This window comes from Thermoflavimicrobium daqui, assembly GCF_003313465.1.
In the GTDB taxonomy this organism is placed as follows: Bacteria; Bacillota; Bacilli; order Thermoactinomycetales; family Thermoactinomycetaceae; genus Thermoflavimicrobium; species Thermoflavimicrobium daqui.
The window spans coordinates 15,599-37,152 of the sequence record NZ_KZ845677.1 but is presented as its reverse complement, the minus strand read 5'-3'; the positions used below and the strand labels follow the sequence as shown (position 1 = coordinate 37,152).

Genomic DNA, 21,554 nt, shown 5'->3' with positions numbered 1-21,554 from the left:
TGTCTAGCAAAAAAGGTATCAACTTTAATAAATTGGAGGAATATGAACATCATAATACATAGCTTCTTGCAAGATAGAAAGTAAGGGGCGTCACATGAAAAAGTGAATATGATTTTACAAAAATATCCTATAAATGAAAATGCTAACATTTTATATTCTGGTCTAAACAATTGTTTTTGTTATAAACATTTGTTATGATGGCTTTATGTTGAAAGGAGGGAACATAAAGCCACTAAAAATATAGAAATAGGTAGTATTTAAGAATATCAACAAATCTTCCGCCATCAAAAAGACAGAAAAACGGTTAAAGTGCACAACACGCACTGTCCAGAAAATACGCTTTAGAAAGCGAGGTGAAAAATCTGCTACGAAAAGCGGAAGGAACATAGAAAAGAATGTCCTAAGAGTACAAAAGATTTATGCTCGAATTGCCCGGATGAGAGGTTCCTACCGATGGCTAGTCGGGAATTGACACCTTTGGAGTGTTACATCAAACTGTCGTAGCGAGCTATGGGCGAGGCAGGACACGCGGAAATAGGAATACTCTAGATATGGACATTTGTCTATGTTTTTAGTAGCAGGGGGATATGTGGACAAAGAAAAGAAAATTTTAGAATATATTCGTATCAACCCTTTTATTACTCAGCAAGAACTCGCTGATAAAATAGGAATTTCTCGTTCAGCTGTAGCCGGTTATATTGCTAACTTGGTAAAACAGGGTGAAATTATTGGACGTGCTTATATTTTAAAGTCTTCTTCACTAATTACTTGTATTGGTGGGGTTAACTTAGATCGAAAGGCACACAGTAAGCAGAAGGTAAGCCTACATACTTCAAATCCTGTCACCATTACGGAATCTTGTGGTGGAGTGGCGAGGAATATCGCTGAAAATTTGGGAAGACTTGAGTGTACAGTATCATTAATTAGTGCTGTTGGAGATGATAAAGAAGGAAAGTGGGTTTTGGAGGAAACCAGAAAATATGGTGTGGAAGTAAGTCAAGTTAAAGTTTTCCCACAAGAGCGTACAGGTACATATACCGCCTTGATTGATCCTTGTGGAGAAATGGTGATTTCTCTAGCTGATATGGAAATTTATAACCAAATCACTCCTGAGTTGTTAAAAGACAAATGGTCCTATATCGCTTCTTCGCAAGCTGTTTTTTTAGATACGAATATTCCTGAATCATCACTTGTCTATCTGATCCAATGCTGTAAAGAACAAGGAATCCCACTTTACATTGATCCTGTATCCTCACCCAAAGCAAGTAAACTTCCTTCTTCTCTAGAAGGAGTAGAAGTGATTCTACCCAACCGAGACGAGGCGGAAGTATTAGCAGCGATGAAAATCGAAACCATCGATGATTGTCGGATAGCTTGTCAAAAAATCCAAGCTCGTGGTGTGAAAAATGTGGTGGTAACGTTAGGAGAACAGGGGATTTTTTATGCTTCAGATACTGAATCGAAGCATCTTCCTCCACTAAGAGATATCAAAGTTGTTGATGTAACTGGGGCAGGAGATGCCTTTGCCTCAGGATTTTTATATGGGATGACAAATAAAGAAGGGATGGAGCGTTCCTGTTATCTAGGTTTAGCAGCGTCTGCGCTGACACTCCAAACATATGAATCTGTCTCCCCATATTTAAAACCAGAACATCTTTATAAAATGATCGAGGAGAAATAAAAAATGAAATCATTTCTTACTTTTACAGAAGAAGTTCAGCACGCTTTAAATCAAAATTTACCGATCGTGGCACTGGAAACCACCATTATATCACATGGAATGCCTTATCCGCAAAATATATCCATGGCGAAGGAAGTAGAAAATATCATTCGTAAACAGGGAGCGGTTCCAGCAACGATCGGAATCATGAATGGAAAAGTGAAAATCGGATTAAATGATCAGGAGTTAGAAGAATTTGCAACCAATCCAGCTGTAGAAAAAGTGAGTCGACGTGATTTTCCTTATATTTTAGCAACAGGAAAGGTTGGAGCAACAACGGTTGCAGGAACTATGATCGCTGCCCAGTTGGCGGGTATTCAAGTGTTTGCAACAGGTGGTATTGGCGGAGTGCATCGTGAAGGAGAAGTAACATGGGATGTTTCAGCTGACTTAATGGAACTGGCTAAAACGAATGTCGCAGTAGTTTGTGCAGGTGTCAAATCGATTTTGGATATTGGACGTACGCTAGAGTATTTGGAAACGCAAGGTGTTCCTGTGGTGGGGTACCAGTGTGATGAATTTCCATCTTTCTTCTCTCGACAAAGCGGGCATTCAGTCGATTTTCGTTTAAATACAGCAGAAGAAGTAGCCAAAGTGATGGATACAAAGTGGAAATTAGGCATGCAAGGAGGGTTTGTCATAGCCAATCCCGTTCCAGAAGCACATGCTATGAATCATGAAGAAATTGAGGCTGCGATTTTGAAAGCTCTCCAAGAAGCGAAAGAGCAAGGAATTACAGGAAAGAAAGTTACTCCATTTATGCTTGACAAAGTGAAAAAGCTAACGGAAGGGCAAAGCTTAGAAACCAATATTGCTCTTGTAAAGCATAATGCTGAAGTTGCTGCGAAAATTGCTGTAGCCTCGAAGCGAGTATAATTCATCTTGAATATCACAAAAAAGGATATGGAGAAATAATTCTCTATATCCTTTTTTAATATTAAATCCACCCACGTGCGTTCATCGCGTCTTTAACCCGTAATAGCGAGATCATATAAGCAGCGGTACGTAAATCCGATTGATACTCTTTAGCCAGTTTACTTACCTCATGATAAGATTGTATCATGATTTCAGACAATTTTGTATTTACTTCTTCCTCGGTCCAGTAGTAATTCATTAGGTTTTGAACCCACTCAAAGTACGAAACAGTAACACCCCCAGCGTTCGCAAGAATATCAGGAATGACAAGAACTCCTTTTTCGATTAAGATTTGGTCAGCCTCAGGGGTAGTAGGACCATTGGCTGCTTCAGCAATGATACATGCTTGAATTCGATCTGCATTAGCAGTGGTAATCACATTTTCTAAAGCTGCTGGAACGAGAATATCCACATTTAGTTCTAATAAGGATGAGGGATCAATTTGAGAGGAAGATCCATATTCTAAGATGGTAGATTCATCTTTTAATCTTTTAACTACCGTTATATCGAGACCATGAGGATCATAAATGGCTCCTTTAGAATCGCTCACTGCTACAATTTTGCATCCTAACTCAGTTAGGAGGTCTGCCGCAATTCGACCTGCATTTCCAAAACCTTGAATAGCTACGGTAGCCCCTTCAATTGGCTTGTTTAAATCTTTCATTGCTTCCACAATTGTATATACACAGCCACGTGCAGTCGCTTCATTCCTGCCTTTCGAACCACCGATAATTAATGGTTTACCAGTAATGACACCTGGAGAAAATGAACGATTGAGCCGACTAAATTGATCCATCATCCAACCCATAACTCGGGAGTTTGTATAAACATCAGGTGCGGGTATATCTTTTTCTGGACCGATCACTTGAGAGATTGCTTCAATAAATGCTCTACTAATACGTTCTAGTTCACCTTGACTTAGTTTTCTTGGATCACAGATGACCCCGCCTTTTCCACCACCATAAGGAAGACCAACAACACCACATTTAAAAGTCATCCACATCGACAATGCCTTGATCTCATCGATGTTGACTTCAGGATGGAAACGTATGCCACCTTTTGTTGGACCAACCGCATCATTATGTTGTGAGCGATACCCTTCGAAAACTTGAATCGAACCATCATCCATTTTGACGGGGAAAGAGACTGAAATTACACGCATCGGCTTTTTTAGAATTTCTACTACATGTCTTTCAAGACCAAGCTTCTCTGCAGCTGATTCGATTTGCCTTTGTACAATTTCATAAGGATTTATGTTTTCTCTAATTTTTAAACCTTGACCTGTCACCAAAAACCACTTCCTTCTAGTTTATTATGAAGATATTGCCTATTTTATATACACAAAACATATACATATATTTATCTCTGAATTATAAGTCATAAACTATTTTAATGGAATAATTTCTGACATTTTCTTGACAAAAGTTTATAACGTTATAATAAATTACTGTTCGCTAAGAGCTAGTCGTATCCCAATCGTTGCAAATAAGACAGCTTTAGTCCAATGAATATACTTTGCTGCTTTTCCATTTTTTAAAATCTTATCTCTGAATGTACCAGCTAGTATAGCCATAAGGCTAAAAATAATAAGAGCTTGTATCATAAAGATGATGCCGAGCAAAATCATTTGCCCAGTGATAGAGCCTTCTTTTGAAACGAACTGTGGTAGGAAGGCCAAGAAAAATAAAGATACCTTTGGATTTAGGATGTTCATGAATACACCCTTTTTGAAATGAGTGAAAAATGATTGAGGAGTGGTTATCTTTTGAGGTATGGTCAGAGAATTTTTACCTTCTTGAAATGCTTGCCAAGCTAAGTAGAGAAGGTAAATAGCACCTGTAAACTTGAGAATTTGAAATAGAATGGTTGATTGATAAATCATCGTAGCGATTCCGGCCGCTGCAATTAAGGTATGGAAAGTAATCCCAAAACAAAGTCCAAAAGAAGTAGCTAAAGCAGGTTTTTTCCCTTCTGAGATACTTTGTGCGATGACAAATAAATTATCAGGTCCAGGAGCAAGGGTAAGGATCATCGATGTTGCTAGAAAAGAAAGAAGACTGCCCCATTCCATATATGCACCTCCTTTTGTCATAGGTATAACAGATTAATATGTTGATTTTAATTTAAATCATGTTTATTTACAATCCAAAAATAAGTTCTGAAGTATTTTAGAGAAGCTGCTTATTTTAGTCTGTTTCAGTCAACAGTAATAAGGAGGAGCTGTTTTTATAAGTAGTAGTATTGATACTCATAAATAGGTAACAAGAAGTATTTTTCGGCTGAGCGTCAAGGTAGCCCCATCTTCATAAATCAAGAAGTTCTATGTGACAAGAACTGCTACAGATAAATATAAATAAATCACTCTTGCCATATTAAATTTTTTGTAATAAAGGAGGAGCCTTGCTACCCATTTTAAATGTAAAGTAGCTAGGTAAGAAGTATGAGAAACAAGCAGAGAGAACCGATGATAGCCGCTTGGATTAGTCTGGTTAGTAATGTGTTTTTAACAGGAATTAAGATCATTATCGGCTTTTTATTCCAAAGTCCATCTTTAATTGCAGATGGTGCACATAATGCAGCAGATGTTTTTGCTTCAGGTATTTCCATTGGATCGATGCGGGTTTCCAATATGCCAGCAGATGATGAACATCCTTATGGACATGGAAAAGCAGAGATTATCGCTTCAGGATTGGTAGCTATTACCTTATTATTGGTTGCTCTATTGATGATCTATCATTCGGTGGTCTCATTATTTGAGCCGGCTATAGAAGCCCATTTTATAGCCTTAATCGCCGCCTTGGTTTCACTAATATGGAAACAGCTTTTATATATCTATACCATACGTATTGGCAAAGAGTATCAAAGTAAAGGTTTAATAGCAACAGCTTATGACCATTTGTCGGATGTGTATGCTTCATTGGCAGCTGTAATCGGGATAGGTGTGGCCATACTAGGTAATCATTTTCATATTCCATATACTAAATATGGTGATCCTATCGCTAGCATTGTCGTTTCTGTGCTTATTTTAAAAGTAGCGATTCATATGGGTAAAGAATCGATTGATATATTAATGGAGAGAAATGTTTCAGAGGAGAAATTAGATCAATATAAGAAATTGATTTTGGCTATCGATGAAGTAAAGCGAATTGATCGGATTCGCGCTCGGGAGCATGGTCACTATATTTTAGTAGACGTTCGAGTAGGAATACCCGGATACTTGACTGTTCAAGAGGGGCATGATGTATCTAGAGAGATCAAGAGAGTATTGATGGTTCATGATAGCGGTATTCAGGAAGTATTGGTACATATCAATCCTTGGTATGAAGTAGAGGAGAAAGAGCATTAAAATGCAATCTATAGAAATAGCAATCGTAGAAGTTGCCCTCTTAATCAGCCGCTCATCGTTTCCCTGCTCACTCCCGCTAAAGGTTTAGCGCCAAAGTCGATCCTACACAAAAACGAATCATGATTATCTCCAGGTATGATCTGGATTCTCGATCGAATGATGCAACATGCTGTAGTTCGTAATGTTTCATTTTTTACATACTAACCTTATGAATAAGCATAAATCCTGCATAATGGTGCACAAAATGTCGGGTGGATGCATTTATCACCTGCTATTCTATAGATCAAGGAGGTCATATCAATGGATTTGCTAAAAAATTGGAATGAAGCAATCAATTATATCGAAGAAAATCTTACAAACGAGATTGACTATAAAGAAGTAGCAAGGCTGGCTGTCTGTTCCGAATATCATTTTAAGAGGATGTTTTCCTTTCTTGCAGGAATTACGCTATCGGAATATATTCGCCGTAGACGGCTTACACTTGCAGCATTTGATCTTAGAGATAGCAATGTAAAGGTTATTGATGTTGCAATGAAATATGGGTACAACTCACCTGATTCCTTTACAAGAGCTTTTCAAAATTTACATGGTCTTACACCGTCAGAAGTTAGAAATAATGGACAATCACTTAAAGCATATCCACGAATGACCTTCCAGCTATCTATTAAAGGAGGAGCTGAAATGAACTATCGATTGGAAGAAAAAGAGGCATTTCGTATTGTTGGTATCAAGAAAAGAGTTCCAATCATTTTTAAAGGAGTTAATCCGGTGATTGCTTCGATGTGGGAAAGTTTAGATCATGAAAAGATCGATCAACTAAAAAAGCTTTCGAATGTGGAGCCTATAGGATTGCTAAGCGCTTCCACGAACTTTTCGGAAGGCAGAATGCAGGAAAAAGGAGAGCTTGACCATTATATTGGCGTAGTCACAACAAAGGAGTGTCCAGATAACTTAGAACAACTTGAAGTTTCTGCCTCAACATGGGCTGTATTCGAGGTAATTGGATCCTTTCCTGATACATTGCAAAATATATGGGGACGCATTTATTCCGAATGGTTTCCATCCTCAAACTATGAGCAAATAGGAGGTCCAGAAATCCTTTGGAATGAGGATAAAGATATAACATCACCCACTTTTAAAAGCGAAATATGGATACCGATTTCTAAAAAATAATACATTTCTGTTGATTTGTCAATATTTGATGAGCTGTTTCGACAGCTCTTTTTTATTTTTCACCGTAAAATAACCTTAAGAGAGTTAGCTTTTTAATATATTAAATCAAAATAAGAGGAAACAGAAAAACAGAATTAATTGCGATACGAGATCCCTTTATTTATTAAACTGAACCCAAAAGCTTTATTAGAAGGTATTCTATCATTATATATAGAATATTCTATATATAAAATGTTGGAGGTGCTATGAATGAGTGCAGATCGTCCTTGGCGGAAGCGACAGTTTCGAGCCGTTTGGATTGCTACTGTGGAAAATATTGATTGGCCTTCGACAACAGGGTTAAGTAGAGAAAAACAGCAAAAAGAGCTGATCGATTTATTGGATAAGATGCAAGCACTGCATATGAATGCTGTAATTGTACAAATCCGTCCTACAGCAGATGCCTTTTATCCATCCTCCATCAATCCATGGTCCAAATATCTCACAGGTACACAAGGGAAAAATCCGGGATATGATCCATTAGCGATGATGATTAAAGAGGCTCATCAGAGAAATATGGAGTTTCATGCGTGGTTTAACCCTTATCGAGTCAATAACAATACTAATCGTAGTTCACTTGCTCCAAATCATCCAGCCCGGAAGAATCCTCATTGGGTTAGAGAGTATGGGAATAAACTCTATTATGATCCAGGCATTCCAGAAGTGATGGATCATATTGTGTCTAGTGTCATCGAGGTAGTAAGTCAATATGATATCGATGCTGTCCATTTCGATGATTATTTTTATCCTTATCCGGTTCAAGGTGAAGAGTTTCCTGATGAAAGTACCTATCAAAAATATGGTTCATCCCAATTCCCCTCGAAGGCTGATTGGCGACGAAATAATGTGAATCAACTAATCGAACGCTTGGCTAAAGAAATTAAGCAAAAAAAAGCACATGTTCAGTTTGGTATTAGCCCATTTGGAATCTGGCGAAATCGTTCCACAGACCCGGATGGATCAGATACATCTGGGCTCGAAAGTTATGATGACTTGTATGCTGATTCACGTAAATGGATTCGTCAGAAATGGATTGATTACATCATACCACAACTTTATTGGTATATTGGGAATAAAGCAGCTGATTACCAAAAGCTTGCTGATTGGTGGTCGCGAGAAGTTAAAAATAATCAGACACACTTATATATCGGTCATGGAATTTACCGTGTTGGACAAAGTGGTAAATGGAGTGATCCAGAAGAAATTCCCCGCCAATGGAATCTCAATTTATCCCATCCTGAAATCAAAGGGAGTAGTTTATTTAGTGTAAGGAATGTGGTGGAGAACCCTTTGGGAGTAACAGATCGGTTGAAGAAGAGTCATTTGAAATATGAGTCCCTTGTACCTGTTATGCCTTGGCTTGGATCATCGGCACCATCAGCCCCACTCTTAAAATCAGTAACTAAAACGGGGGATCATGTTGAAATGAAGTGGCAAGATCAAAGCCCAATACAGACTGCTTATTTTGTACTATACCGCTTTATGGATGATGCACCACATCAACTTGATCAGCCCCAACATATTTTAGCAAAAATACGTAATACAACCTCTTCGGTTCATTCTTATGTGGATCGATCAGTTTCAATGAATCATTCTTATACGTATATGGTCACAGCAGTAAATCGTCTTCATCATGAAAGTTCAGCGAGTAATGCAAAGAAAATTAACTTGTAATCTCTTCCTTTATTTAATAAATCACTGCTTTTAAAACGTAACATTAATCTTTATTCAGCTAGCGCAAGCCATTGGTTCGAAATTGCTTGCGTTTTTTGTTTAAAAAGCATCGATTTCCTAGGTCTCGAGCAAAATAAGAACAAATGCCAAATCAAAGAAAGGGAGAAATAACATGTTTCGAAAAACAGCTGGCGAAGTTCTGGTTGAGCTCTTGATCGAATGGGGAGTCGATCATATCTATGGAATGCCAGGTGATTCAATCAATTCCCTGATAGAGCCACTACGAAAAGCAAAAGATAAAATTAGATTTATCCAAGTACGACATGAAGAAGCTGGAGCATTAGCAGCAGCATCCTATGCCAAACTAACTGGAAAGTTAGGCGTTTGTATGGCAATTGCTGGACCTGGAGCTATTCATTTGTTGAACGGTTTATATGACGCAAAGCTTGATCATGCCCCAGTTCTTGCTATCACTGGACAAGTAGAATCGGATTTATTGGGCTTAGACTATTTTCAGGAGGTAAACCTAGAGCGTTTATTTGATGATGTCTCGGTTTATAATCAACGAATTATGTCTGCTGAACAATTACCTGCAGTAGTCAATCAAGCCATTCGAACTGCTTATGCTAAAAAAGGCGTTGCTGTCTTAACCATTCCTGATGATATTCCTAAGTTTGAAGTAGCTCCAGAAGCTCGAAAAACAAACTCATTGATTGTGTATCCAGAGATAACCCCTCAGAAACAAGATTTAGAAAAAGCAAAGGCTGTATTGGAGCAAGCAAAGAAACCAGTGATTTTGGCGGGGAAAGGTGCGAAACATGCACGTGACTCTTTACTTTCCTTCGCTGAACAAATTGCTGCCCCAATTGTGCTAAGCTTACCAGGTAAAGGCGTTATCCCGGATGATCATCCCTTTTGTTTAGGCGGACTCGGACTCATTGGGACAAGACCTTCTTTTGATGCGATGAAAGAAGCGGATACTTTGATTATGGTAGGAACTTCTTTTCCATTTACGGGCTTCTTACCAGATGGAGCCAAAACCATTCAAATCGATACGGATGCAACGCAGGTCGGTAAAAGACATTTGGTCGATGTTGGAGTGGTAGGAGATGCTAAGAAGTCACTAGATTGGCTAACTGAACACATTACTAAAAAGACAGATCGCTCCTTCTTAGAGAAAATGCAGAATGAGAAAGAAGTATGGTTAAAAATAATAAGTCATGAAGAAAGTGAAGAATCACTTCCTTTAAAGCCACAACGTGTTATCCAAGCACTTAGACAAGTGACAACGGATGATGCGGTGTTGTCAGTTGATGTTGGAAATGTAACGGTTTGGGTGGCACGGCATTTTCATATGACCAATCAACAAATGATTATTTCAGGGTGGCTAGCAACCCTTGGTTGTGGACTTCCAGGTGCTATTGCAGGAAAAATAGCATATCCAAAACGGCAAGTATTCGCTATTTGTGGTGATGGGGGATTCGCCATGACAATGGCTGATTTTGTTACCGCTGTGAAATACGGTCTTCCGATTATTGTCGTTGTATTGAACAATAGTAAAATCGCGATGATTAAGTTTGAACAAGAAGTAATGGGTAACATCGAATACGGAACAGATCTCACCAACCCAAACTTCGCCCAGTATGCACAGGCCTGTGGAGGAATAGGAATTCGTGTAGAAAAAGCAGAAGATTTACAGCCAGCTTTTGAGCAAGCTGTCAGCCTAAAAAAACCCTGTATTATTGATGTTGTCGTTGATGCCGACGAAGCACCTATGCCTGCACAAATTACGTTTGGACAAATGGCTGGCTATGCGAAACATATGTTAAAGGAGATTTTTGAAGGAAAAAAACCGGATTTACCTTTTTAACAGTAGTACGACTAGAGGCTGCTGATCACATATTTTATCAGCAGCCTCTAGAAGATAGATGGCTTTTTTATTTACTGAATCGGATATAGATAATGGTAACCACTTATCAGAAAGAAATTACCGGTTCTATTACAACTGCCAGATTACCATAGGTCAATGGATCGGAAGCTATCTAGTCGATTTTATTCATTCTTCCAACACTATATTTTATAGGAATATAGCAAGTGTAATGGTTTCTATTGTTATGCGATTAATTAAAACCATTCAAGTAGAAAGGTGATAATGTCTTATCTCTATATGCATAAATACAAAAATTTATGCAAAGCCCTGAATAGCGGAATTCCTTGGATGATAAAAGGAATCGTTATTTTTTTTAAAAACGGATTGCATAAATATGAATATATATGTATAATAATACATAACATTTCCGCTTGATGTGTAAAAGGAGTGTTTGCTATGAAGGCGGCCATTATCGGATCTACAGGATATGGTGGAGCGGAATTAATTCGACTTATTCAGAATCATCCGTTTTTAGAAGTGGGATCACTTATTTCTACTTCTCGAGCAGGACCGGTCGATAAAATATATCCCCATTTGTCACATTTATCTAGTGAGTTGCAGGAGTTAGACTTGGACCTCCTATGTGAAAATAATGATATGGTCTTTTTGGCGACACCTCCAGGTGTTAGTAGTCAATGGACGCCTCTCATTGCTGAACGTGGGAAAATTGTTATCGATTTATCAGGAGATTTCCGACTTTATCCCGAAACGTACCAAGCGTGGTATGACAAAGAGCCTGCCCCTATTACATGGTTAAAAAAAGCAGTTTATGGACTAAGTGAATGGTTTGGTCGGCAAGTGAAGGATGCACAAATCATTTCCAACCCGGGATGTTATCCCACTGCTATATTATTAGCTCTGCTACCTTTACTTCAAGCTAAAGTCTTAGATATCTCGTCGATTATCATCGATGCGAAGTCAGGAGTAACAGGAGCTGGACGTGGGCTTCAGCAAGGGTTGTTATTCACTGAAGTGAATGAAAATTTACGCCCATATAAAGTAGATGGGCATCAACATATACCTGAAATTGAACGTTTTGCTAGTCAGGTCGCAGGAGATTCCATTTATATCAATTTTGTCCCTCATTTAGTCCCGATGAATCGAGGAATTTTAGTGACGATTTATGCCAAGTTGGTTAAGGATTGTTCAAATCAAGTGTTAAAAGAAATCTATCAAACGATTTACGAGGCTGCACCATTTATTCGTTTGTGTGAAGGTCGATGGCCCGAAACGAAGCATGTTCAAGGAAGTAACTACTGTGATATTGCTTGGCATTTGAATAAGCGAACGGGACAAGTTATTTTATTATCCGCAATTGATAATCTGATGAAAGGGGCGGCAGGTCAAGCAGTCCAAAATGCAAATTTGCGGATGGGATGGCCTGAAGAGACAGGGCTTACCTTTTCACCTTTATTTCCATAATGGGAGGGAGTCAAATGAATCCATTTGAAATTGTAAAACAACCCAAGATTACCTCGCCCAAAGGGTTTCGTTCCATCGGGATTCATGCAGGTTTAAAAAAGAGAAAATTAGACCTAGGTGCCATTATATGTGATGTTCCAGCGAATGCCGCTGCCGTTTATACACTCAATGCTTTTCAAGCTGCTCCGGTCAAAGTGACTAAGTCAAGTATTCAAGAAGCAGGAAAGCTACAAGCAATGGTGGTGAATAGTGGACAGGCAAATGCAGGAACAGGAGAAAAGGGATTAGAAGATGCACTTATGACCAGACAAAAAATGGCTGATCTGCTGGATATTCCACCCCATTTGGTTGCTGTTGCCTCCACTGGAGTGATTGGCGAATATATCCCTATGAATTGTATGTTAAACGGGCTTCATCAGGTGGTTCAGCTGGCGGATCATGATCCGGATGATACTTTTGCAGAGGCTATTTTAACCACCGATACCTTTCCTAAAAAGGTAGAAGTTCAGCTTCGAATTGATAATCAGATCGTGAAGATCGCAGGTGTAGCGAAAGGATCAGGAATGATTCATCCCAATATGGCAACCATGCTGGGCTTTATTACGACAGATGCAGCGATTGAATCTAGTGAATTAGAATCACTTCTTACTACAGTGATTCCAGATACCTTTAATATGATTTCTGTTGACGGAGATTGTAGTACGAACGATATGGTAGTTGTGATGGCAAGTGGTTTGGCGAAGCACGAATCACTTTCACCAGCACATCCTGATTGGGCAAACTTTCAGGCAGCTTTTAGCTATGTATGTCAAGAGTTGGCGAAGCTTATTGCTAAAGACGGTGAAGGAGCGACACGACTGATTGAAGTCCAAGTGACAGGTGCTCCTTCCAAAGAAACTGCTAAAAGGATTGCACGTGCGATTGTTTCATCCAATTTAGTTAAAACAGCTATTTTTGGGGCAGATGCCAATTGGGGACGGATTCTGTGTGCAGCTGGGTATGGAGCTCCAGAAATTTCGGCAGAGAAAATCGATGTTTGGATTGGTTCGATTTTAGTGGCCAAACAAGGGGTGCCAATCGAATTTGATGAGGAAAAAGCAGCTGAGTTATTACGCAATGAAACGGTAATCATCCGAACGCATTTACATCAGGGAGAATTTCAGGCGACTGCTTGGGGCTGTGACTTAAGTTATGACTATGTCAAAATCAACGGAAGTTATCGAAGCTAAATCAAGTAGGTGATTCCATTGAAAGCAGTCATCAAAATTGGGGGTAGCGTGTTAGCTAATTTACCATCCACTTTTTTTATGGAATGTTTAAAGCTAAAAGAACAAGGGGTTACGTCTATTATTGTTCATGGAGGCGGGCCCATGATCAGTAAGTGGATGGATCAGATGGGAATGAAACCACGATTTATAGAAGGGAGAAGAGTGACCGATGAACAAACACTGCAAATTGTAGAGATGGTTCTAGCTGGAACAGTGAATAAACAATTAGTCTCCCAGTTTAGGGAAGTGGGGGTACAAGCAATAGGAATGTCAGGAATTGACTTAGGACTAATTCAAGTATCTCCTTTAGATGGAGAATTAGGATATGTTGGACAGATTTCTACTGTCAATGACCGTGTGATAGAAACAATGATTGCCCAAGGGTGGATTCCTATCATTGCATCGATAGGCGTGGATCAACAAGGACAACATTATAATATTAATGCTGATGATGCTGCTTCAGCCATTGCACAGGCTGTTCAAGCCAAGAAGCTGATTTCGGTAAGTAATGTAGATGGGGTACAAATCCAACATCGGACGATTAAACAAATGACTGCCGAAGAGGTTGAGAAGTATATCCAAAATGGAGAAATCTCGGGTGGAATGATCCCCAAAGTTCGGTCAGGAGTCCAGTCTTTAAAAGGTTGTGTACATGAAGTTGTGATTGTCAATGGTCAAAAGTTAGGTTGCCTAACCAATGAAAATCATGGAACACGATTGATTAAAGGAGAGATGGAAAGCCATGTCCTTGTTTCCCACCTATAGTAAATATGATGTCACACCAGTCAAAGGAGAAGGGACTTATTTATATGATGTGAATGGGAAGAGATATCTGGACTTCACATCAGGTATCGGAGTGATCAATTTAGGACATTGTCATTCAATGATAACGAAGGCGATCCAAAAACAAGCGGAAACACTATGTCATACTTCGAATCTATTCCATATTGTCGGACAAGAGACGGTTGCAAGAAAACTGTGTCAATATAGCGGGTTGGATGCAGTCTTTTTTTGCAATAGTGGGGCAGAAGCTAATGAAGCAGCATTTAAGTTAGCGCGAAAATGGGGCAACGAAGCAAGGCTGATCGAGCATCCCAAAATCATTACATTTAAACATTCTTTTCATGGACGTACTTTAGCAACCTTGACAGCTACTGGGCAAGATAAGGTGAAACAGGGCTTTGCTCCTTATCCAGAAGGATTTATCACGGTACCATTTCAAGATATCGATCATATAAAACGGATTACGGGTAGTCAAATTGTAGCCGTTTGTATTGAACTGGTGCAAGGTGAAGGTGGGGTTCATCCAAGTGATCGTCAATTTGTACAGGATTTAGCAAACTGGTGTCAAGAAAAAAATATCCTTCTCATGGTCGATGAGATACAAACTGGAATGGGGAGAACGGGAGAGTTATTTGCTTATCAAACATATGGCATTCAACCAGACATTGTCACCTTGGCCAAAGGATTAGGAAATGGATTTCCTGTGGGTGCAATGTTAGCCACAGAAAGACTAAAACCCTATTTTGGCCCAGGAAGTCATGGGAGTACATTTGGTGGAAATCCATTAGCGATGGCTGTAGCTGAAGCGGTCATAAACGAAATGACACAACCTTCTTTTTTACAAGAAGTAAGAGAAAAAGGAGACCAATTGTTTCAGTCTTTAAAAGAAATGTGTGTGGAAATTGAAGAAGTGATCGAAGTACGAGGTCTAGGTTTAATGATTGGAATCGAGTTAAACCGGCCAGTTGGATCTGTTATTCAACAATTAACACAAAAAGGCTTACTCACAGTTGCAGCCGGTGAAAAAGTAATTCGTTTGTTACCACCACTTACCGTCACAACCAAACAGATTCAAGATGCTATCGAGATGATTCAACAGGTACTTAATCCAAGTCAAGTAGCTGTATTTACTTAAATAGGGAGGAAATTGAAATGATTGATTTCGCACTTCATAGATTGAAAGGAAAAGATTGTTTAACCTTAACCGATTTTTCCTCTGAAGAAATTAAGGAGTTGGTTGAGTTAGCAGCAGCTCTTAAGCAAAAGCATCAAACAGGTGAAAAAAATAACACTCTCCAAGGAAAAGTATTAGCACTTCTATTTGATAAAGCATCAACCCGAACGAGAGTTTCATTTGCAGTAGGGATGGTACAACTCGGTGGGCATTTTTTGGAGCTTTCTCAGAAAGATTTACAATACGGGCGGGGAGAGTCTTTGGCCGATACAGCTAGAACATTGTCGGGTTATGTGGATGCTATTATGATTCGAACTTTTGATCAGCAAATGGTTGAGGAATTAGCTAAATATGCGACAATTCCTGTTATTAATGGGTTAACAGATCTTTATCATCCCTGTCAAACGCTTGCGGATCTATTAACCTTAAAAGAAGAAAAAGGCGATTTATCAAAACAAAAGGTTACTTATTTAGGAGATGGAAATAATGTTCTCCATTCCTTAATGCATGGCGCTGCAGCAGTAGGGATGCATTTGGCGATTTCTACCCCTTCTGGATATGAACCGCTCCCCAAAGTTTGGGAAGAAACAGAAAAAATTGCGGAGCAAACCGGGGCGAAAATTACCTTTCATTATGATCCGATCGAAGCGGTACAAGAGGCGGATGCGGTTTATACAGATGTATGGGCAAGCATGGGGCAGGAAGAGGAAAAAGAGAAACGGAAGCTCGACTTTAAAGATTATCAAGTCAATGAAGCATTAATGAAACATGCGAAACCAAATGCAATTTTTATGCATTGCTTACCAGCTTATCGTGGTTTGGAAGTATCAGCAGGGATAATCGATGGACCGCAATCAGTGGTTTTTTCACAAGCAGAAAATCGTTTACATGCACAAAAAGCACTATTGTTAGCTTTGCTTCAGTAAAATTCCCAAGTCAAGGATCATTAAACAGTAGCATTTCTTCCAAGAGGAGTCTGAAGTTAAAGAATAAAGGATAGATTTTTTTTGGGATGGATGGTATATTTATTCATATATATGAATAAATATTAATAGACTAGGAGGGGTCGTTTATGCCAAAAGAAAAATTGGTTTTAGCATATTCAGGCGGTTTAGATACATCTGTAGCTATTAAATGGTTAAGTGAAAAGTACGGATATGATGTGATTGCGGTAGCACTCGATGTTGGAGAAGGGAAAGATTTAAATTTTGTCAAACAAAAAGCGTTACAAGTAGGCGCTGTGAAATCCGTCGTTGTTGACGCAAAAGAAAAGTTTGCAGCTGATTTTTTGACTTCTGCTTTAAAAGCAAATGCAATGTATGAAGGGAAATATCCACTAGTCTCTGCGCTATCGCGGCCTTTGATCGCCGAAGCTTTGGTGAAAGTAGCCAAAGAAGAAGGAGCTGTAGCTGTAGCACACGGCTGTACTGGAAAAGGAAATGATCAAGTTCGTTTTGATGTATCTGTCTCAGCACTTAGTCCAGATTTAAAAGTGGTTGCACCTGTACGTGAATGGGCTATGTCAAGGGATGAAGAAATTGCATATGCGAAACAGCATGGTATTCCAATCCCAGTCGATTTAGATAATCCATATAGTGTGGATCAAAATTTATGGGGGAGAAGTTGTGAATGTGGAATACTTGAAAACCCTTGGACAGCACCACCTGAAGGAGCTTACGAATGGACAAATCCTTTAAGTTCAACCCCAGATACTTCTACAGAAGTGGAAATCACCTTTGAAGCAGGGATTCCAACCCACCTCAATGGGGAAAAGTATCCTCTTCATGAATTAATCAGCAAGCTGAATAAAATTGCGGGAGAACATGGCATCGGTCGGATTGACCATGTAGAAAATCGCCTCGTTGGTATTAAATCAAGAGAAGTATATGAATGTCCAGCAGCCATCACCTTACTTACCGCACATAAAGAATTGGAATCTCTCACGCAAACCCGTGATATTGCGCACTTTAAGCCGATCGTGGAACAACAGTGGTCGAAGCTTGTCTATGAGGGATTATGGTTTTCACCACTTAAGAAAGCATTAGATGCATTTATTGATGAGACTCAGAAAATGGTGACCGGTTCAGTACGTGTCACTTTATTTAAAGGTCATGCAACAGTAACAGGTAGACAATCCGTCTATTCTCTCTATGATGAAGATCTAGCAACTTATACTCCAGCCGATACGTTTGATCATCAAGCGGCGATAGGGTTTATTAAACTCTGGGGTTTGCCAACATCTGTTTATGCATCCGTTCATGGTAAAAAGGAGGATTTAAAGCATGAAGTTGTGGGGGGGACGCTTTACTAAACCGACCAATCAATTGGTTGAAGAGTTTAACGCTTCGATCACTTTTGACCAAGAGCTTGTCGAAGAAGATATCCAAGGTAGCTTAGCTCATGTTGAGATGCTTGGCAAGTGCGATATTCTTTCGAAAGAAGAAGTGAAACAGATCATATCTGGATTAAAGCGAATTTTACAACGTGTTCGTCAAGGAGAAGTAAAATTTAGTATTGAGAATGAAGATATTCATATGAATATTGAGAAGCTACTTATTGATGAAATCGGTGCTATTGGTGGAAAATTACACACTGGGCGAAGTCGAAATGATCAAGTCGCTCTAGATCTACATCTTTATGTTCGCAAACAAACGGTTGCGCTTATTCAGCTACTTATTCAGTTACAGGAAGTACTTTTTTTACAAGCTGAAAAGCATATCGATACGATTTTGCCAGGCTATACTCATTTGCAACGAGCTCAACCTGTGCGTTTGGCGCATCATCTACTGGCATATGCTTCGATGTTTGAGCGGGATATCGAACGGTTAATCGATAGCTATAAGCGAGTAAATACTTGTCCACTTGGAGCAGGTGCCATTGCCGGGACTACTTTTCCGATCGATCGCGACTTTGTTGCAGAGCAGTTGGGCTTTGAACGGATCTATGATAATAGTATGGATGCAGTAAGTGACCGAGACTATTTAATAGAGTTCTTATCTATCTGTTCATTAATTATGACCCATCTTTCCCGCTTATCAGAAGAATTGATCTTATGGTCTAGTGAAGAGTTTGCTTATATTGAACTAGATGATGCCTTCTGTACGGGAAGTAGTATGATGCCACAAAAGAAAAACCCTGATATCCCCGAGTTAATCCGAGGAAAGGCAGGAAGAGTTTGTGGCCATTTGCTAGCTTTATTTATGACCCTAAAAGCTCTACCTCTTACTTATAATAAAGATATGCAAGAAGATAAAGAAGGCGTTTTTGATACTGTTAAAACATGCACCAGTTCAGTCCAACTCATGTCTGAAGTTCTTAAAACCATGAAAGTAAAACCAAAGCGGATGAAGCAAAATGTCGAGCAAGGTTTTGCGAATGCGACGGATTTAGCAGATTACTTGGTAAAGAAAGGAATTCCGTTTCGTAGGGCACATGAAATGGTGGGGAAGATGGTACTCTATTGTATCGAACGTGGTAAGTATTTATTGGATTGTGATTTAGCAGAGCTTCAGTCCTTTGCGCCACAAATCGAAGCGGATATTTTTATCAAGCTGGATCCTACCTTCGTAGTCGAAGCACGTAAAAGTAGGGGTGGAACTGCAAAGGCTCAAGTAGAAAAAACATTGGCAGAAAAAAAAGCGAGGTTACTTGATTACACAAATTGGCTTACTGAGAAAACAGTACAAGAAATTGAAACAATAGAAATATAAGAAAAAGGTTACATAAAGGTTCCGTATCACCTTATCAGTGATACGGTTTGCTTTTTTATACAAAAAAGTATAAAACTATTTATAATTAATTATTTTATAGAGTAATAATTGCAATATTTTATTTTTAATTAGAGGATTTTTGTTTTGAGAGTCGAATTCTCTTATTGAGATGATCGCACTTTTACCATGGGTAACCTTGCAGAAATCAACCAACTTTATGAAGAGGACAATGACAAAATTTTACTAGCAAATATACTAATATACATTGAATTCTAAACAGTATGATATACGGATGATTCAAATACATGGCCTATTTGGTCCATTTATAAAAGTTGGACAAAGGTAGCATTTACTAGGATTTATGGATAAATCAAACAAATGGTTCTAGCAAAGGAGGAGTGTAGATGGAACATAAACTACTCGAAATCAAAGGGCTAAAAACCCAGTTTATCGGTGATAAAAAGATAATCCCTGCAGTAGATGGAGTGGATCTCACGATTCACCGCAGTGAAACTTTAGCTTTAGTTGGTGAATCAGGGTGTGGGAAAAGTATTACATCTTTATCGATTATGGGTTTGATTCCTGAAAATGGAAAAATATCTGCGGGGGAAATTATCTTTAACGGTGAAGATCTAACCAAGAAATCCGAGAAAGAATTAGAGAGAATTCGCGGAAATGATGTGTCTATGATTTTTCAAGAGCCGATGACATCATTAAACCCTGTGTTAACGATTGGTGAGCAATTGACCGAGGGATTAATCATCCATGACAAACTTAGTAAACAAGAAGCTAATGCTAGAGTGATCGAGATGCTGAAATTAGTTGGATTTGCCCGTGCCGAAGAAATATTAAGTGAATATCCCCATCAATTATCAGGTGGAATGCGGCAACGGGTCATGATTGCGATGGCTATGGCGACAAATCCCAAGTTATTGATCGCTGATGAGCCTACTACTGCCCTCGATGTGACGATTCAAGCGCAAATTTTGGAACTAATGAAAGAATTAAAAGAGCAATTTCAAACATCAATCCTACTTATCACACATGATTTAGGAATTGTAGCAGATATGGCTGATCGTGTTGTAGTGATGTATGCAGGTCAAGTCGTCGAAGAAGCAGAGGTCGAATCCTTATATGAGAACCCTGCTCATCCCTATACAGAAGGACTTATGAAGTCGATTCCCAGTTTAGAAAAAGAGCAAAAGCGACTTTATTCGATTCAGGGATATGTCCCAGCTCCAGATGAATTTCCGATAGGCTGTCGCTTTGCACCCCGATGTGAAAAAGCGATGGAAATCTGCCATGAGAAGGCACCCAATATTTACTCACTTGGAAATGGGCACCATGTTCGTTGCTTTTTATATAAGGAGTTAGAGGAGATTGTAGAACAATGAGCTATTTACTTGAAGTGAAAGGACTATGTAAACATTTTCCAATCAAAAAAGGTGTCCTTCGAAAAACGGTAGGGTTGGTCAAAGCAGTGGATCAAGTTAGTTTTTATGTAAAGCCTGGAGAAACGTTTGGTCTTGTAGGTGAATCAGGCTGTGGGAAATCGACAACAGGACGGGCTATTTTACGACTGATTGAGCCAACCTCGGGTCAGATTTATTTCGAAGGGGAAGATATTGTTAAGTTATCCCGTACCCATCTACGTAAAGCACGTCGAGATATGCAGATGGTTTTCCAAGACCCTTATGCTTCGCTCAATCCCCGGATGACGGTAACTGAACTCATCGAAGAGCCCCTTCAAGTGCATGGGCTGTATTCTACAAAAGAGCGACGTGAAAAAGTATTTGAGCTGATGGAGATCGTTGGACTCAACCGTTCATATCATGATCGATATCCGCATGAATTTTCAGGAGGACAGAGACAACGGATCGGAATTGCCCGAGCCCTTGCGTTACAACCCAAGTTAATTATTGCTGATGAACCTGTTTCCGCTTTAGATGTGTCGATTCAATCGCAGGTGGTTAACTTGATGGAAGATTTACAAGAAGAGTTTAACCTATCCTATATTTTCATCGCTCATGATCTAAGTGTAGTGAGGCACATCTCTGATCGCGTAGGGGTGATGTATCTAGGTAGAATGGTAGAAATCGGAACCAAACAAGAGCTATATCAAGAACCAGCTCATCCCTATACGGAAGCCTTATTATCAGCGGTCCCCATTCCTAATCCCAAAGCAAAAAGAGAGCGAATCGTATTAAAAGGGGACGTGCCCAGTCCGGCCAATCCACCAACTGGTTGTGCCTTTCATCCTCGTTGTCCTAAAGCATTTGAACGTTGTATGCAGGAGAGACCGGAGCTGATTCATCTCGGTGGTGAACATTACGTTGCTTGTCATTTATATGGTTGATGATTTTAAAAATGATCGTTGTTTTTTTTAGAGAGAGTTGTATA

At 39.3% G+C, this 21,554-nt stretch carries 17 protein-coding genes; 15 read left to right on the top strand and 2 right to left on the bottom strand.

Annotated features, from left to right (window positions below):
- The first annotated feature begins 589 nt into the window (after positions 1-589).
- Both DL897_RS16650 and DL897_RS16645 read left to right on the top strand, forming a co-directional pair.
- Positions 590-1,681 carry a carbohydrate kinase gene (locus tag DL897_RS16650; RefSeq protein ID WP_113660253.1) on the top strand — a complete coding sequence of 364 codons (1,092 nt, stop codon included), beginning with the start codon at positions 590-592 and terminating at the stop codon, positions 1,679-1,681.
- Between the two features lie 3 nt (positions 1,682-1,684).
- Positions 1,685-2,596 carry a pseudouridine-5'-phosphate glycosidase gene (locus tag DL897_RS16645; RefSeq protein WP_113660252.1) on the top strand — a complete coding sequence of 304 codons (912 nt, stop codon included), beginning with the start codon at positions 1,685-1,687 and terminating at the stop codon, positions 2,594-2,596.
- Positions 2,597-2,657: 61 nt separating this feature from the next.
- Here the strand turns inward: DL897_RS16645 and DL897_RS16640 are convergent, their stop codons facing one another.
- Together DL897_RS16640 and DL897_RS16635 are read right to left on the bottom strand one after the other, a co-directional pair.
- Positions 2,658-3,926 (bottom strand): Glu/Leu/Phe/Val family dehydrogenase, encoded by a 1,269-nt coding sequence (locus DL897_RS16640; protein ID WP_420824149.1) that lies wholly within the window; start codon positions 3,924-3,926, stop codon positions 2,658-2,660.
- Between the two features lie 153 nt (positions 3,927-4,079).
- Positions 4,080-4,706: a LysE family translocator gene (locus DL897_RS16635; protein ID WP_113660251.1), complete on the bottom strand. Its 627-nt coding sequence runs from the start codon at positions 4,704-4,706 to the stop codon at positions 4,080-4,082.
- 369 nt (positions 4,707-5,075) lie between these two features.
- On the opposite strand from DL897_RS16635, the gene DL897_RS16630 reads away from it, so the two are divergent.
- The 13 genes from DL897_RS16630 to DL897_RS16570 all read left to right on the top strand — a co-directional run bounded on the left by DL897_RS16630 (position 5,076) and on the right by DL897_RS16570 (position 21,510).
- Positions 5,076-5,981 (top strand): cation diffusion facilitator family transporter, encoded by a 906-nt coding sequence (locus tag DL897_RS16630; protein ID WP_113660250.1) that lies wholly within the window; start codon positions 5,076-5,078, stop codon positions 5,979-5,981.
- Positions 5,982-6,281: 300 nt separating this feature from the next.
- The gene (locus tag DL897_RS16625) at positions 6,282-7,154 is read left to right on the top strand and encodes an AraC family transcriptional regulator (protein ID WP_113660249.1); all 873 of its coding nucleotides are present in this window, start codon (positions 6,282-6,284) and stop codon (positions 7,152-7,154) included.
- A gap of 249 nt (positions 7,155-7,403) precedes the next feature.
- Complete coding sequence (locus DL897_RS16620; protein WP_113660248.1) at positions 7,404-8,867, top strand: glycoside hydrolase family 10-like protein; 1,464 nt, start codon at positions 7,404-7,406, stop codon at positions 8,865-8,867.
- A 172-nt stretch (positions 8,868-9,039) separates the two neighbouring features.
- The gene (locus DL897_RS16615; RefSeq protein WP_113660247.1) at positions 9,040-10,737 is read left to right on the top strand and encodes a pyruvate oxidase; all 1,698 of its coding nucleotides are present in this window, start codon (positions 9,040-9,042) and stop codon (positions 10,735-10,737) included.
- 456 nt (positions 10,738-11,193) lie between these two features.
- Positions 11,194-12,219, top strand: a complete 1,026-nt coding sequence (gene argC / locus DL897_RS16610) for an N-acetyl-gamma-glutamyl-phosphate reductase (RefSeq protein ID WP_113660246.1) — start codon at positions 11,194-11,196, stop codon at positions 12,217-12,219.
- A gap of 14 nt (positions 12,220-12,233) precedes the next feature.
- Positions 12,234-13,448, top strand: coding sequence for a bifunctional glutamate N-acetyltransferase/amino-acid acetyltransferase ArgJ (gene argJ / locus DL897_RS16605; protein WP_113660245.1), 1,215 nt, complete (start codon positions 12,234-12,236; stop codon positions 13,446-13,448).
- An 18-nt stretch (positions 13,449-13,466) separates the two neighbouring features.
- The gene (gene argB / locus DL897_RS16600; RefSeq protein WP_168188853.1) at positions 13,467-14,252 is read left to right on the top strand and encodes an acetylglutamate kinase; all 786 of its coding nucleotides are present in this window, start codon (positions 13,467-13,469) and stop codon (positions 14,250-14,252) included.
- Complete coding sequence (locus DL897_RS16595) at positions 14,230-15,405, top strand: acetylornithine transaminase (protein WP_113660243.1); 1,176 nt, start codon at positions 14,230-14,232, stop codon at positions 15,403-15,405. The genes argB and DL897_RS16595 overlap by 23 nt, the downstream gene beginning before the upstream one ends.
- Before the next feature lie 17 nt (positions 15,406-15,422).
- Positions 15,423-16,370: an ornithine carbamoyltransferase gene (gene argF / locus DL897_RS16590; RefSeq protein WP_113660242.1), complete on the top strand. Its 948-nt coding sequence runs from the start codon at positions 15,423-15,425 to the stop codon at positions 16,368-16,370.
- Between the two features lie 146 nt (positions 16,371-16,516).
- Complete coding sequence (locus DL897_RS16585) at positions 16,517-17,755, top strand: argininosuccinate synthase (RefSeq protein ID WP_113660241.1); 1,239 nt, start codon at positions 16,517-16,519, stop codon at positions 17,753-17,755.
- A complete protein-coding gene (argH, locus tag DL897_RS16580) occupies positions 17,727-19,154 on the top strand; it encodes an argininosuccinate lyase (RefSeq protein ID WP_113660240.1) in 1,428 nt (475 codons plus the stop codon). The genes DL897_RS16585 and argH overlap by 29 nt, the downstream gene beginning before the upstream one ends.
- Positions 19,155-19,558: 404 nt before the next feature.
- Complete coding sequence (locus tag DL897_RS16575) at positions 19,559-20,548, top strand: ABC transporter ATP-binding protein (RefSeq protein WP_113660239.1); 990 nt, start codon at positions 19,559-19,561, stop codon at positions 20,546-20,548.
- Entirely contained in the window at positions 20,545-21,510 is a 966-nt protein-coding gene (locus DL897_RS16570; protein WP_113660238.1) for an ABC transporter ATP-binding protein, read from the top strand. Before DL897_RS16575 ends, DL897_RS16570 begins: the two co-directional genes overlap by 4 nt.
- The last annotated feature ends 44 nt before the right edge of the window (positions 21,511-21,554 follow it).